Origin of the sequence: Stappia sp. TSB10GB4, assembly GCF_900185745.1 — a bacterium.
Lineage (GTDB): Bacteria > Pseudomonadota > Alphaproteobacteria > Rhizobiales > Stappiaceae > Stappia.
The window spans coordinates 1-15,165 of the sequence record NZ_FYAV01000077.1 but is presented as its reverse complement, the minus strand read 5'-3'; the positions used below and the strand labels follow the sequence as shown (position 1 = coordinate 15,165).

The window sequence follows — 15,165 nt, the reverse complement described above, 5'->3', positions numbered from 1 at the left end:
TTATATGGCAAAAATATATATTTCTCGACACGAACGGAAAGTTGTATTTCGGTTGTAATTAAAATTAGTTTCTCGTCCTACGCGATAGTGCAATAAAGGAACTAGTTTTTGTCGCCAAGAAGGCCGAAACGGGAGGACACCATGACATATGAATTTCATATCTGTACCACCGAGAACTCGACCTTAAGCTTGAGATACGGGTAATCGCTCTACTACTGTCACGATTACCAATGTTGTTTTCGTCAGCGAGCAACACCCGGCCGCGGGCACGACCCGGCTCCGCGGAGGCGCCGGCACGGGCCGGGTTTCGCGCCCGCGCCTTTCCCGACGACCCGTCCCCGCCATCCAACCACCTGCCGGGGCGGCGCGCAAACGGCACGCCCCGCAAGGCATCGGCCGGCATCGGCCGCCGGGCCCTATCGCACCACCCCACCGCAACACCCCACAGCAAAACGAGGAGCGCAGATGGACTTCAGCTTCACGCCCGAGCAGGAGGCCTTCAAGGAGAAGGTCGTCCGCTTCGCCAAGGACGAGCTCAACGAGGGCGACCTCAAGCAGCGCGATGCCGAATGCATCCTCTCGCGCGAGCTGTGGCGCAAGATCGCCGGCTTCGGCATCCTCGGCCTGCCCTTCGAGAAGGCCTATGGCGGCGCCGAACAGGACATCATCACCACCGTGCTGGCGATGGAGGCGCTCGGCTATGGCTGCCGCGACAACGGCCTGCTGTTCAGCATGAACGGCCAGATGTGGACCGTGCAGATGCCGATCGCCCAGTTCGGCACGCCGGAGCAGAAGGAGAAGTACCTGCGCGGGCTGATTTCCGGCGAGCTGATCGGCGCCCATGGCATCACCGAGGCCGAGGCCGGCTCCGACGTGATGAGCCTCGGCACCACCGCGACCCGCGACGGCGACCATTATGTGCTGAACGGCGCCAAGGTGTTCTGTACCAACGGGCCGGTCGCGGATGTCTTCGTCATCTTCGCCACCGTCGACAAGAGCGCCGGCTCGCTCGGCCTCACCGGCTTCGTCGTCGACCGCGACACGCCGGGCCTGACGGTCAGCCCGAACCGCCGCAAGATGGGCCTGCGCACCTCGCCGATGGCCTGGCTGACGCTGGAGGACTGCCGGGTGCCAGTTGCCGCGCGCATCGGCAAGGAGGGCCAGGGCGGGCGCATCTTCAACAACTCGATGGAGTGGGAGCGCAGCTCGATCCTCGCCAATCTCGTCGGTGCGATGGAGCACCAGGTCGAACAATGCGTCGCCCATGCCAACAAGCGCACCCAGTTCCGCAAGCCGATCGGCAAGTTCCAGTCGGTGTCCAACCGCATCGTCGACATGAAGCTGCGGCACGAGACCTCGCGGCTGCTGCTCTACAAGGTCGCCTGGCTGAAGAAGACCAAGGGCAGTTGCCCGATGGAGGCGGCGCTCGCCAAGCTCTACCTCAGCGAGGCCTGGGTCGCCTCCTGCCAGAACTCCGTCGTCATCCATGGCGGCTACGGCTACATGGCCGACTACGAGGTGGAGCGCGACTTCCGCGATGCGGTCGGCAGCCTGCTCTATTCCGGCACCTCGGACATTCAGCGCACCATCGCCGCCCGCGCCCTCGGCCTGTGAGGGGCCCCCGTCCGGCCTCCGCGCCGGACGGGGCCGCACCCGCCACCTCAAAGCCCGCCTGTCACTTCTGCGGATATCACCTGCTGGAATGCATATAACTCAATAGAAATTCAGTAATACCGGTGATATTGACTTGCCATATTTGCTCAATAAGCTCCTTCCGTTAGGAAAATTTCCCAAATTTCAAAGACTATCTTTTCAGTCACTGTGCATATCACAAGGGCGAGACTGCAAAAGCGGCCGCCCGAACGGAGTTGCCAACCGTCGCCGTGTCCCATGCCGGGCGCGCGACAGCCTGAGGAGGAAGGCTCGTGACTGCAATCGACCTGATGAGCGTACACAACACCCTGCTCGCCTATCTGCTGGAAAATTCGGGCGTCAACGTCTCGGGCGGCATCGACCCGGACGAGAACCTGCTGGACAGCGGCATTCTCGACTCCCTCGGCATCGCCGAGATCACCGAATACATGGAGAAGGAATTCGACATCGTCATCGACGAGGACGAGATCACCTCGCAGAACTACAAGACGCTCACCGCGCTCTCCGGTTTCTGTCACAGCAAGATCACGTCGGCCGCGGCGTAAGGACCCTGTCCTTCCCTGCCACGGCGTCCGAGGAATGGCGACCATGACACGCATCAAGGCTGACCTGATCCTGGTCCATGCACCGGCGATCTTCGACTTCCGCAACCGGGACGACTTCGTGCTCGGCTGGTATGCCAGCCAGGAGAGCAGCAACGTCACCCCGATCTTCGAAATGCACCCGCTCGGCTTCCTGTCGATCAAGAGCTTCCTGGCCGAGCGCGGGCTGGACGTGAAGATCGTCAACCTGGCCTCGCTGATGCTGAAGCATCCGACGCTCGACGTGGAGAAGCTGTTCCAGCATCTCGACACCCCCGCCTTCGGCATCGACCTGCACTGGCTGCCCCATTGCCAGGGCTCGATCGAGGTCGCCGGGGTGCTGAAGAAGGTGCATCCGGAGAGCTTCGTCGTCTTCGGCGGCATCGTCTCGACCTATTATGCCCGCGAGATGATGCAATACCCGCAGATCGACGGCGTCATCCGCGGCTACGACACGCTGGAGCCGCTGGCGGACCTCGTCGGCCAGCTCAAGCGCGGCGTGCGCGGGCGCCTCGACGTCCAGAACATGGTCTACAAGGACAAGGGGGAAGTCGTCGACAACGGCCATTCCTACACGCCCGACGTGCTCAACGACGTGGCGATCGACTGGTCGAAGATGTTCCCCAAGACCGACAACCTGCTGAACATGCCGAACCTGATGGTGCTGCCGAACACCGGCTGCCAGCAGAGCTGCGGCTGGTGCTCGGGCTCGCGCTGGGCCTATCAGCGGATGATGAATGTGGAGAAGAAGACCGTCTTCCACCGCCGCTCGGAGCAGCTCGCGCGGGAGATCACCACCTTCCCCAAGACCGAGTCGCCGCTCAGCGTCTACACGCTGCAGGCCTATTCGGAATCGGCCCCGCGCCTGCTGTCCTACCTGGAGGCGGTCAACGACAGCGGCGTCGTCAGTTCGGTCTCCTTCGAGCAGTTCCGCCTGACCAAGCCTTCCGTGCTCAAGCAGATGGCCGAGGTCGCGCCGAACCTCGACATCTACATCAACCTGTCGCCGCAGTCGCATGACGTGGAGATCAGCCGGCTGACCGGGCGCGGCACCTATACCAACGAGGAGATGGAGGACTGGATCGCCGCCGCGCTCGATGTCGGCATCAAGGGCTTCTATCTCTGGTACACGATCGGCATGCCGAAGCAGACCCATGCCTCGGTCATGGAGACGGTCGCCTATTCGCGCCGGCTGATGCAGCGCTTCCCGAACGACAAGGTGATCCCGACGATCTTCGGCATGGTGCCGTTCCTCGATCCGGGCTGCCAGTGGTTCGAGCAGCCGGAGGAGCACGGCTACACGGTGTTCCACCGCGATCTTGAATCCCATCGCAAGTCGCTCACCCAGCCGCGCTGGCGCGACGCGATGAACTACGAGACCAGGTGGATGAAGCGCGACGAGTTCCTGCCCAGCATGTACGAGGCGATGCAGGTCATGGCCAACGACAAGGCGGAATTCGGCCGCATCACCAAGCGCTCGATCAAAATCGTCAACGACCGCATCGACCACCTGCGCCACCTCACCGGCTCCATCGACCGGGCCTATGAGCTCGACGGCGGGCTGCCTGCCTCGCTGCGCCAGGAGATCGGCCGGCACAACGACGAGATCCTCTCCTACGCGGCCGATGTCGCGCTGGTGAAGAAGCCGCTGTCGGGCCGCTGGTACGACGATCACACGGTGCCGGCGGAGATCATCGAGGCCTGCACCGGCACCGCCCGGGCCGCCTGAGCGGGCCCCTTTCGAAGGGCCGCCCGAGCGGCCCCGCGCCCCCCCACCGGCCGCGCCGCCCTTCCCGACCTTGCCCGCCGGCCGTCAGGCCTTGCGGGCAAGCGGCCGGCGGCGCGGCGCGCCCCTCTCTCCCAGCCAGGAGCCGGAGCCATGACCCGCGACAGCGCCAGAGACAGCATTAGAGAAAGCGTCACAGACCCCGTCGGCCTGCTTGCCGCCGCCCACCACCTGCCCGAGCGCATCTGCACGCTCGACGAGATCGTCGCCCGCGAGACGGGGCCGGTCGATGTCACCGCCGCCGCGCGGCTCGGCGTCGGCAGCGTCCATGTCTTCGAGGGCGAGAGCCCCACCGACATGGCCCTTGCCGTGTCGCGCAAGGTGCTGGAGGCGGCCGGCCTCACCCCGCTCGACCTCGATGCGATCATCGACTTCTCGATGATGCCGCAGCGCTATGTCGAGCCGGCCTGGTCGATGAGCAACGAGCTGCAGGCCGAGCTCGGCGCCAAGCGCGCCTTCACCCTCGGCTATAGCGGCGGCCATTCGTCGAACCTGCATGCGGCGATCAAGTTCGCCCGCGCGCTGATCCTCGCCAATGACGACGTCAACCGGGTGCTGCTGGTCGCCGCCGACCAGGCGATTGCCGGCAACCGGGTGATCGCCGGCACGGACGCACCGCTCACCGTGCTGGGGGATGGGGCCAGCGCCGTCATCGTCGCGCGCGGGGCGGGCCGCGCCGCCATCCTCGGCACCGCGCTGCGTTCCAACGGAGCGCTGCACGACGTGCTCAACATTCCCGGCGGCGGCATGAAGCATCCGACCCGGCTCGACCTCTACCGGCTGACGCTGGACGCGGCCAAGCATGAGCGCGCCGACCGCACCAGCGAGCTCAAGGGGTTGGTCGACAGGCTGCTCGCCCGCCACGGACTGTCGGGGGGCGACATTTCCCGCACGATCACCGCCAACATCTCGGCGGCGGACGCACAGGCCGTCGGCGACAGCCTTTGCACCGGCGCGCGGCTGGTGCCGGCGGGCTTTGCCTCGCGCGGCCACCTGCACGGCTCGGACCTCGTCCTCAACCTGCTGGAACTGGAGGAGGAGGCGCCGCCCGCCGGCAGCCATGTGCTGCTGGCGACCCACGGCCACGGCTTTCTCTACGGCGCCACCTTGCTGCAATACTGACAGGGAGATCCAGATGGACCACGTCGGCATCCTTTCCGAAGCCTTCTACCTGCCGCCCGGCAAGAAGCTGGTGGCGGACGTCTTCCGCGACGAGGACGTGCCCTTCGGCACCCTGTCGAAGAACATCGACTTCCAGCGCGACATCGGCATCCACGACATCCATGTCACCGACGAGTTGCCCTCGGTGCTGGCGGTCGAGGCCGCGCGCCGCGCCCTCGACCAGGCGGGCGTCGCGCCCGGCGAGGTCGACCTCGTCGTCGACTTCACCTCGATCCCGGAGGATTATGTCGGCCCGACCTGGTCGGCCGCCGGTCTCGTGCAGCAGGAACTGGGGCTGGACAATGCCTTTGCCACCGCCGTCAACACCGGCGGCTGCGCCAGCTATCATCTGGCGCTGAAGACCGTCGTCTCGCTGATGCTCGCCGACGACGACGTCACGACGGCGCTGCTCTTCGCCGGCGACCGGACGCCGGACCTCAACAAGACCTATTACCCGATCACGGTGGCGAGCGACGGCGGCAGCGCGCTTGTCCTGCGCAAGAACGCATCCCGCGCGCGTATCCTCGGCGTCGAGACCATCTCCATCGGCCGGCTGCACGACGTGTGGTACGTGCCGGGCCTGCAGAACCGCCAGCCGAACGAGGAAGTGACCGAACGGCTGCTGCACATGTATGCCAAGATGGACAAGTTCAACGAGGGCGTCATCCCGATCAACTTCCGCATGTTCGGCAAGGTGATGACCCAGTTGCTCGACAAGCTGGGCCTCACCTTCGACGATGTCGACTATTACGTCTATCCGACCTTCTCGACCTGGGATCAGGCCTATTTCATGAAGAAATTCGGCCTGCCGAAGGAAAAGGTCTACACCAGCGCGCTGAAGCATCGCGGCCATGTGCAGGAAAGCGACATGGTCATCAACTATGCGGAAGCGGTGGAGCAGAACCTGATCCGCACCGGCGACAAGGTGATGGTTGTTTCCAACGGCGCGGGCTTCGCCTGGTCGGCGGCCCTCATCCACCATTGAGCGCCGCCGCGCCGGACGGCGATCTCCTCGTCCGGCGGCAGGGCCGCGCCGGGCGGATCACCCTGAACCGCCCCCGCACCCTCAACCTGCTGAGCGAGGCGATGCTTCACGGCATCGCCTGCGCCCTTCAGGACTGGCGCTGCGACTCGGCTACAGACCTCATCGTCATCGATGCGGTCGGCGGGCGGGCCTTTTGCGCCGGCGGCGACATCGCCGCCGTGCATGGCCGGATCACCCTCGGCGATATCGAGGGCGCGCGCGGCCACTGCCTTGCCGAATACCGTCTCGACCTTGCCCTGGCACGCTACCCCAAGCCCGTCGTCACCCTGATCGACGGCGTCGCCATGGGCGGCGGCCTCGGGCTGGCGCTCCACGCCAGCCATCCGATCGCCAGCGAGCGGGCGAGCTTCGCCATGCCGGAATGCGGCATCGGCTGGATCCCCGATTCCGGCGCAACGCATCTTCTCAGCGCCCTCCCCGCTCCGCTCGCCGCCTTCATCGCGCTCACCGGCGAGAAGCTCACTGCCGAGGCCGCCGCCGCGCTCGGCTTCATGCGCTACCGGACCGCCTCGGAGCGGATGCCGGCGCTGGCCGAGGCGCTGTGCGAAGACGGCATCGCCGCCCTGCCCGCCCCCCTGCCCGCGGCCCTAACGGACTGCGCCGCCGCCCTGCCCGGCTTCGGCCCGGAACTGGAGCAGGCCTTTGCCGCCCCTGATGTGCCGGAGATCCTCGCCCGGCTGGAAACCGGCGGCGCGGCTTGCGCGCGTGCGGCAAAGGCACTCCTCAAGGCCTCGCCGCTGGCGCTGGCGCTGACGCTCGAGGTGCTCGCCCGCGCCCGCCGGCACGGCAGTCTGGAGGCCGCGCTCGGGTTCGAATACGCGATAATAAGCCGGCTCATGATCCATGCGGATTTTGCGGAAGGCATCCGCGCCGCGATGATCGACCGCGACCGCCGTCCGGCCTGGACGCATGCCGCGACGCACCGCTTTTCGGCCGCCGAGCTTGCGCCGTTCCTGCCCGCTGCCGGCGCGCCCTTGCCGCCGCTCGGCACCCCTTGAAAATCAGTCGCAAAGGCACCTGAACCCTGCGGAATTATATATTTCCCCCGCCTCCGGGGGGGCTTTAAATTTCCCCTGCAAGGTGCAGAAAATCCAACAACGATACGGGGTTGCACCCGGATCGCCGTCGCTCGCGCGCGGTGCTCCGGCGCACGCCCGCCCCTTCCCGCCTTGCCGTCGTTTCACGGCATTTCGCCGAGGGAAGCCTCGTCAACCGGCGACCGTTTCCGCAAACGCATTCGGGAAACAGACAATGACCTCAGTCCAATCGACACAACGTTCCTCCTTGATGGACAACTGGCCGACGCTCGCGGTCGCCGCGCTCGGCTCGTTCCTCGTCATTCTCGACGTGACGGTGGTCGCCATCGCGCTGCCCTCCATCGAGCGGGACCTGAAGGCGAGCTTCTCCGAGCTCCAGTGGATCATCAACGCCTACAACATCGCCTATACCTCGGTGCTGATCGCCGTCGGCGCCCTTGCCGACTGGTTCGGCCGCCGCCGGGTGATGGTGATCGGCCTCGCGCTGTTCGGCGCCACCTCGCTGATCGTCGGCCTCGCCGACACGCCGACGGCCCTGATCTGGGGCCGCGTCGCGCAAGGGCTCTCGGCCTCGGCGATGCTGATCCTCGGCGTCGCGCTGATCTCCAACGCCTTCCAGGGCGCCGAGCGGGCCCAGGCCTTCGCCCTGTGGGGCGTGTCGATCGGCTGCGGCGCGGCCTTCGGCCCGATCGTCGGCGGCATTCTCGTCGACCTGTTGAGCTGGCGCTGGATCTTCCTGCTCAACGTGCCGATCGTCGCGGTGCTGATCGCCCTGTGCTACTGGCGCGTGCAGGAATCCTCCGACGACAAGGCGGGCGGCCTCGACTGGCCGGGCATCCTCACCTTCACCGGCGCGCTGGCGTGCCTCTCCTATGCGGTGATCGAGGGCGGCGAGCGCGGCTGGGGCAGCAACACCATCGTCGCGGCCATGGCCGGCGCCGTGGTGCTGTTCCTGCTGTTCGTGTGGATCGAGACCAGCGTCAGGAAGCCGGCCTTCGACCTGCGCCTGTTCCGCATCCCGACCTTCACCGGCATCCAGCTCGTCTGCGTGCTCAACAGCATCACCTTCTGGGTCATGCTGGTCTACCTGCCGATCTACTTCCAGGTGGTGCATGACATGTCCGCCTCCTCGGCCGGCCTGATGCTGCTGCCGATGACGGTGCCGCTGTTGCTCGTTGCCCCGCTCGGCGCCCGCCTTGCCTCGCCGGAGCGGTTCGGCGTGCGCGGGCTGATCGCCTTCGGCTGCGCGCTGATCGCCGCCGGCTTCCTGTGGCTGGCCATCGCCCCGCCGGCCGAGGTGGTGCTGTGGGTCGTCGCCTTCGTGCTGCTCGGCATCGGCACCGGCCTCATCAACGGCGAATTGTCCAATGTCGCCACCGCCGTCGTGCCGCCGGAGCGGGCGGGCGTCGCCTCCGGCGTCAACATCACCTTCCGCCACGGCTCCTTCACCCTGTCGATCTCGGTGTTCGGCGCCATCCTGCTGTCGGCGATCACGCTGCAGCTCGGCGGCACGGGCGAGCTTGCCGCCGGCCTCGGCGACGGCCTCGCCAATACGGCGAACTTCATCGCCCGCGGCGACTTCGCCGGCGCCGTTGCCAATGCGCCGGTCGAGGTCCAGCCGGCGCTCACCGAATTCGGCCGGGCGAGCTTCGCCTCCGCCTTCTCGGTGCTGATGTGGATCGTCGCCCTGCTTTCGGTTCTTGCCATCGTCATCTCTGGTCTGATGATCCGGCGGCGCGACTTGCTGGCGGGCCCGGAGGCCCAGGCAGCCGCGGCGGCGGGCGAGTAACCGAAAGGCCGTCCGCCGCTTCAGCGGAGCCCGGCCCGCTTTGCCAAAAGCGGGCCGGGTTGCGGCGGAAGGCTCCTCCCCGAAACAAACTTAGGGCGCGTCTTCATCTCGAAGGCGCGCCCCTTTTCGTTCCGGTAACAAGAGGTGGCGGAGCGTCAGCTCCAATAGGTCAGCGGCTGGTCGTCGCCGCGATAGCCGACGAAGCAGGACATCGTCACCCGGCGCGCGCCGACGCCCGGCGTCACCCCATGGATCAGCAGCGAGTTGAACAGAACCAGGTCGCCGTTCTGCGGCCGGATCACCAGCCGCGGCTCGCCCAGCACCTCGCGGTCGAGCCCGTCGCGGGTCTCCTGCTCCTTGTCCTGCTCCGGCGTCGGCTCGCTCAGCCACAGTTCCAGCTCGCCCCCCTCCGGCGGCATGTCGAGATAGATGTTGACCGCGAGCTGGCCGGTCAGGTCCGACGTGCCGCTGGTCAGCATCCGCGCCAGCCGGTCGTTATGCGGCAGCATCTTGGCACCCGGATCGATCACCCGGCAGGTGCCGACGAAGCTCTTGCGCCCGTCGATCGACTGGATGGTGGCGCCGGCCGGCCAGATCTCCTCCAGCAGCAGGCGGAAATGGTCGAGCGGCGTCAGCCTCGGATAGATCAGGTCGCGGATGCCCCAGATCGAGCGCAGCGCCTCGCTGTGATAGCGTTCGGCATTGTCCGCGTCCTTGCCGACATCGACATAGCCCATGCCGAGCCGCTTCAGCGCGTTCTGCACCTTGTAGGCCTCGAGACCCGCATCGCCGGCGACGCGGTCGGCGAAGGTGGCCGCCAGATCCTCCGGATAGAAACCCGGCACATGGATCGCGTCGATGTTCTTGGCGATCAGCTTGCGAATGCTGTCCGCGTTAAGCTCCTTCGAAATCTCAACAGCCTTCAACATCGTATTTCCCTTCCCGGATAGGCAGAAATGACGAGCCGTTTTCTTTCGAGAAAGGCTCGAAAGACGGCACGCCTCCAGTATTCCAGAGAGGGTTTCTTGTCACAAAGTCCGTTTTCATATCTGCGCAACCAGCGCGAGACAGAAGAAAACAGGCCTCAGCCGGGGCCGAGGAAATAGGTGCCGATATGCCCCATCGCCCGGCGCAGCACGCCCGGCGCCGCCTCGCGCCCCTCGCCGACCAGCGGGTTGGGCAGCGTGCCGGCATATTCGAACCCCTTGTCGGGGTCGTTGGGGTCGAGAAGCTGCTGGTTGTCGCGCAGTTGCAGCCGGTTGATGCAGTTGCGCGGGAACTCCGGCACGAAGACGTCGTGGCGGGCGAACTTCTCGGCATAGTGCGGCTGCGCCGCCTGATAGGCGCGCACGCACTCGCCGACCAGCGCCCAGAACCTTGCCTCGGACAGCACCTGCCGCTCGTCGAGGATCGCCGCCAGATGGCGGAAATAGCAGTCGAAGACATCGGTGAAGATGCCGTCGAGTCGCACCGCATCGTCCAGCACCACGCAGTTGCGCCGCACCACCGGCGGCAGCGTCGCGCCGCTGTTGAGGATGCGCATTTCCTCCGCCAGGTCCTTCATGACGATGCGCGTCGGCGCGTCGTTCTCCAGAATGAGGATGACGTTCTCGCCATGCGGCATGAAGATGATGTCATAGGCGTAGTAGCAGTGCAGCACCGGCGCGAGATACGCCTTGAGATAGCGGCGGATCCACTCTTCCGCCCCCAGCCGCGAGCGCTCGATCAGGCTCGCCGTCAGCGCGTCTCCCTGCGGGTCGAGATGCAGCAGCGCGGCCATCGTCATCAGCCGCTCGCCGGGCCGGATCAGGTTCACCGGGCTTTCCCGCCACAGGGCGGCGAGCACGTGCTTGTAAGGAGAATCCGCCGCCAGCCCTTCCTCGTAATAGGGGTTGCGGTAGCTGATCGTCGCCTGTTCGCAGATCAGGCAGAAGCCGTTGTCCTGCAGGTAGCGGTCGCGCGCCAGGAGGTTGCGCAGCCACTCGTTGATCTCCGGCGTCGTCTGCATGTCCTCCGGCGACAGGCCGCGCTGCAGCATGAAGCCCATGTTGAGGATCGACAGCGCCATCTTGACATAGCGCTTCGACGGCGCGGAGGCATTGAAGAAGGTGCGGATCGACTGCTGCGGCTGGTAGAGGTCGCGCGACAGGCCGAGATAGACGATGTTGCGCCGGGCGATCTCCGGGGCAAAGCTCATCGAGATGCGGTTGAACCACTGCCAGGGATGCACCGGCATGAAATAATAGCGCTGGGGGTCGAGCCCCTCGCCGGCAAGCTGCGCCCGGTAATCGGCGACCGTTTCCGCCCCCAGTTCCTCGCTCATCAGGCGCTCGTGGTCGATGCCGGCCATCGCCGTGAAGCGGGCATGCTCGCGGGCGACCGCGATCCAGACGATGGAGAGCGGGCCGGCCGCCTCCGGCGCATAGAGCGGATAGTCGGCCGTGTCGAACCCCAGCCGGCCGTTGTTGGCGACGAAGGACGGATGGCCCTCGGTCATGCCGGTCTCGATGGTCTGGAAGTCGGCGCCGGCGAGGTCGGAGGCGCGGTGCGGCCTGGTCGCCGCCTTGTAGGCGCTGCCGTAGAGAATGCTGCTGATCTCGTCGAGATAGACCGGCATCATCGCGTCGCGAATGCCGAGCTCGCGCTTGAACTCGATGATGAACTTCAGCGCGTCGAGCGGTGCCTGCTCGCCCCTCACCCGCTTCTCGATGGAATGCGCGTCCACCTGCCAGTGGTCGAGCCGCATCCGCCTTGCGCGGAAGGTGTACTCGATGCCGAGCGCCGGCTGCTCCAGCACATAGCGACCGGCGCCCGCCGGCTCAATCTCCCGGGGGCCAAGCAGCAGTTCGTGGGCGAACTCGCAGATCGCCTTGCGCACCAGGAGCCGGTTGGCCCACAGCCAGCGGTCGCTTTCCAGATGCGCCACCGCCCGTTCGTGCGGCGGCATGGTCTGCAACGCGGCGGTCATCGCGTCCATCGTCCGGCCCCGTCAACCGCCGGCCGAGGCGGCGGCGGTGACCCCGTCCGCCGGCGCGGCGAAGCGCTGGAAGGCAAGGCTGCGCTCGATCGGATAATAGTCCTTGCCCAGCACCTCGCGGATGATGACCGAGTTGCGGTAGCAGGACTGGCCGAGATCCGGCGGCAGGTAGCTGTCGGCATGGATCTCCGCGTTCTGGACGAAGATCTCGCTGCCCCCGGTGTCGATGCTGCAATTGCGCGCCACCGCGAAGCGCCCCTCGCCGCACCAGTTGATGCGCTCCGAGATCGGCTTGAGATAGTCCGGCACGCGGAAGCGGTAGCCGGTGCCGAGGATCAGCGCTTCCGTCTCCAGCTCGAAGGTCCGGTCCTCCTCGACTTGGCGGAAGGTGACGCGGAAGCTGTCGCTCGCCGCATCATGGGCGCAGGCCTCGACCTGCGAATTGGAGATCAGCATCATGTCGACATCGCCGCTTAGCTGCTTGCGATAGCGCAGGTCGTAGATGTCGTTGATCAGCGACGGGTTGACGCCCTTGAAGATCGCCTGCATCGCCCGCACCAGTTCCTCGCGCTTCCCGCGCGAGAGCGAGAAGAAATAATCGGCATAGTCCGGCGTCGTCATCTGCAGGGTGAACTTGGTGAGTTCGCGCGGCACCAGGCGCGTCGAGCGCGTCACCCAGTTGAGCCGGTAGCCGTAGCGGTCGATGTCGCTCAGCAGGTCGTGATAGACCTCGGCCGCGCTCTGGCCCGAGCCGACCACGGTGATCGACCGCTTCTGCCGCACCGCCTCGCGGTTGCGCAGGTAGTCGGCGCTGTGCAGCAGCTTGTCGCGCAGCGGCTCGCAAGGCGCGGGATAGGCCGGCGACATGCCGGAGCCGAGCACGATGCGGCGGGCGCGCAGCACCTTGCGCTGGCCCATCCTGGTGTTGAGGCAGGTCACCCGGTAATGGCCGGCCGCCTCGTCATACTCGACCGCCTCCACCTCGCGGTTGAAGACGACATTATCGAGCCGGCTCGCCGCCCAGCGGTAGTATGTGTTGAATTCGTTGCGCAGCAGGAAGAAGTTTTCCGTGTCCAGCAGGAAGGCATAGAAGGCGTAGATCCGGCCGGTCTGCTTGAGGTAGTTGAGGAAGCTGAACTCGCTGGTCGGATCGGCCATCGTCACCAGATCGCACAGGAACGGCGTCTGCAGCGTCGCCGTTTCCAGCAGGGTTCCCTCGTGCCAGTTGAACTGGTCCTTTGCCTCCAGGAACAGGCAGTCGAGATCGCGGATCGGCTGGGTCAGGCAGGCAAGCCCGAGGTTGAACGGACCGATGCCGATGCCGATGATGTCGAAGACCTGGCCTTCGGCGCTTTGCACGGATTGCGACGTCATTGAAACTCCTTCCGGCGACGCCAACCGGGACGCGGACGGCATCCGCGGCGGACGAAAAGACCTTAGCGACCCGGCAAAAGCAGTTGAAATATATTATATTCGGTCCATTCGGTGGCTTGGCGACTGATTGCGGTCAGCCGTCCTTCGCCTTGTCCGAGACGCTTTCCGACGAGCCGGGTGGCGCGAGTTTCAAGACCCGGAGCGCAGCGTACATTCGGGTACGCAAGCACCGGAAGCGCAGAAAATCGCGTCAGGCGGCCGCCGGAGGGCGTCTGTCAATACGAGGACGGCCGGCCGCCGGAAAAGTCATGCGCCTCATGCCCCTCGATGGCGGGGCTGAAGATGCTGAGGCAGATCGCGGCATCGCGCACCACCATGCGGTGGGCGTCGTTGCGGTTCATGATGAAGGCGGTTGCCCGCGCGCCGTTGGTGTCGATCGGGTGGCTGCCGCTCTCCCAGACATATTCGCCGGTGCCCGAGACATAGTAGCAGCTCTCGAAATGGTGGCGGTATTGCAGCGGCGAGTCCGTGTTGGCATTGCCGAGCGTCTGGCACAGGGCGAAGCCGAAGCCGTCGGCCTTGACCAAGAGCCGCCGGCTCTGACCATTGCCCCAGAAGACGTCGCGCTCGGTGCCGATGAACTCGTCGACATGGCGGATCAGCGGACAGGCGCTGATCGCCTCCTGCGGCCCCTCGCCGCCGAACACGGTGCAGATGCGCATCTCGGTCTCGGCGACGAAGCTCACCTCGACCTCGGCGCGCGCGGCGACCAGCGTGCCGGGCGACACCCTTTCGCTGCGGCCGCCGACGGTCACCGTGCCGCTGCCAGAGAGGCAGAAATGCGCCTGTGCGGGAAATTCGCCGGCGGCATCGCGCGCCACCGTGTCGGCGGCGCCGGCGGCCAGCGTCGTGTCGTAGACCGCATGGCCGACCTGGTCGGTGCGCGCCACCACCTCGCGGGACACGGCATAGCGGAAAACCGGCGCATCGCCGGCGGCCTTGTAGGTACGGACGATCACGTGGAGCCCTCCCGAAGCCCTCCGGCCGCCCCTTTACCGGAGCGCGCCGGATCTGTTCGGGAACGGTATCGCGCTCGCCGCAAAAGGTATAAATCTTGTTTCGTCTTAGTCTTGCCTTGGAATCCTATCGGATACCGCTCACCCCCAAGGACAAGACGAAATAATTCGCAAAACATCTTCATGGCTGCGGCCCGCGATATCGAAGAGGCACCGCCGTCGCCCCATCCTCGGCTGTCACCCGGCCGCCGTCATGCCGCCGCCGTCGCCCCTTCCGCCGCCGTCATGCCGCCGCCATCGCCCCATCCACAGGCCGTCACCCCGGCCGCGCGCAGCGCAGAGCCGGGGCCTATTGGCTCCCAGAGCGGCGGCGGCGACGCGCCCGCGCGAACCCAACACACGGAGTGTCGTCGCCGCGCACCGCCCTTCCCCGCGTCGTCCCGCGCTCCTCCCCCTCCGGCGTCATCCCGCGCACCGGCCCCTCCTAGCGTCATCCCGCACGAAGCGAAGCGAAGATGCGGGATCGGAGAGCCGAGGGCCTCGCGGCAGCACGCCCGGACGCCGCCGCAACCGCCGTGGCTCGTCGGTTCCGTTGGGGTGGACGGCCCCCATCCGGCGTCGTTTTGCGCCAAGATGATGGTCCCAACACATCGAAGGAGCCGCCCAATGAACGAGATTACGCGCATCGGCATGGACACGTCCAAGCATCTCTTCCAACTCCACGGGGTTGATGCCGCCGGAGAGAC

General features: G+C 66.1%; 11 protein-coding genes. 7 read left to right on the top strand and 4 right to left on the bottom strand.

Features of this window, described 5'->3' with window-relative positions:
• Nucleotides 1-465 precede the first annotated feature (465 nt).
• From TSB10GB4_RS21905 to TSB10GB4_RS21875, 7 genes are all read left to right on the top strand, one after another.
• Nucleotides 466-1,614 (top strand): acyl-CoA dehydrogenase family protein, encoded by a 1,149-nt coding sequence (locus TSB10GB4_RS21905; protein ID WP_186397480.1) that lies wholly within the window; start codon nucleotides 466-468, stop codon nucleotides 1,612-1,614.
• 311 nt (nucleotides 1,615-1,925) lie between these two features.
• Nucleotides 1,926-2,198, top strand: coding sequence for an acyl carrier protein (locus TSB10GB4_RS21900; RefSeq protein WP_186397479.1), 273 nt, complete (start codon nucleotides 1,926-1,928; stop codon nucleotides 2,196-2,198).
• 43 nt (nucleotides 2,199-2,241) lie between these two features.
• Nucleotides 2,242-3,963: a B12-binding domain-containing radical SAM protein gene (locus tag TSB10GB4_RS21895; RefSeq protein ID WP_186397478.1), complete on the top strand. Its 1,722-nt coding sequence runs from the start codon at nucleotides 2,242-2,244 to the stop codon at nucleotides 3,961-3,963.
• A 150-nt stretch (nucleotides 3,964-4,113) separates the two neighbouring features.
• Nucleotides 4,114-5,142, top strand: a complete 1,029-nt coding sequence (locus TSB10GB4_RS21890; RefSeq protein WP_186397477.1) for a hypothetical protein — start codon at nucleotides 4,114-4,116, stop codon at nucleotides 5,140-5,142.
• Between the two features lie 13 nt (nucleotides 5,143-5,155).
• Nucleotides 5,156-6,166 (top strand): 3-oxoacyl-ACP synthase III family protein, encoded by a 1,011-nt coding sequence (locus TSB10GB4_RS21885; RefSeq protein ID WP_186397476.1) that lies wholly within the window; start codon nucleotides 5,156-5,158, stop codon nucleotides 6,164-6,166.
• Nucleotides 6,163-7,224 (top strand): enoyl-CoA hydratase/isomerase family protein, encoded by a 1,062-nt coding sequence (locus TSB10GB4_RS21880; RefSeq protein ID WP_186397475.1) that lies wholly within the window; start codon nucleotides 6,163-6,165, stop codon nucleotides 7,222-7,224. Before TSB10GB4_RS21885 ends, TSB10GB4_RS21880 begins: the two co-directional genes overlap by 4 nt.
• A 253-nt stretch (nucleotides 7,225-7,477) precedes the next feature.
• Nucleotides 7,478-9,052: an MFS transporter gene (locus tag TSB10GB4_RS21875; protein ID WP_186397474.1), complete on the top strand. Its 1,575-nt coding sequence runs from the start codon at nucleotides 7,478-7,480 to the stop codon at nucleotides 9,050-9,052.
• A 155-nt stretch (nucleotides 9,053-9,207) separates the two neighbouring features.
• Here the strand turns inward: TSB10GB4_RS21875 and TSB10GB4_RS21870 are convergent, their stop codons facing one another.
• From TSB10GB4_RS21870 to TSB10GB4_RS21855, 4 genes are all read right to left on the bottom strand, one after another.
• Entirely contained in the window at nucleotides 9,208-9,981 is a 774-nt protein-coding gene (locus tag TSB10GB4_RS21870; RefSeq protein WP_186397473.1) for a 2OG-Fe(II) oxygenase, read from the bottom strand.
• 155 nt (nucleotides 9,982-10,136) lie between these two features.
• A complete protein-coding gene (locus TSB10GB4_RS21865) occupies nucleotides 10,137-12,029 on the bottom strand; it encodes an IucA/IucC family siderophore biosynthesis protein (protein ID WP_186397472.1) in 1,893 nt (630 codons plus the stop codon).
• Between the two features lie 12 nt (nucleotides 12,030-12,041).
• Nucleotides 12,042-13,403 carry a lysine N(6)-hydroxylase/L-ornithine N(5)-oxygenase family protein gene (locus TSB10GB4_RS21860; RefSeq protein WP_186397471.1) on the bottom strand — a complete coding sequence of 454 codons (1,362 nt, stop codon included), beginning with the start codon at nucleotides 13,401-13,403 and terminating at the stop codon, nucleotides 12,042-12,044.
• 275 nt (nucleotides 13,404-13,678) lie between these two features.
• Entirely contained in the window at nucleotides 13,679-14,422 is a 744-nt protein-coding gene (locus tag TSB10GB4_RS21855) for an ectoine synthase (RefSeq protein ID WP_186397470.1), read from the bottom strand.
• Nucleotides 14,423-15,165: the final 743 nt, after the last annotated feature.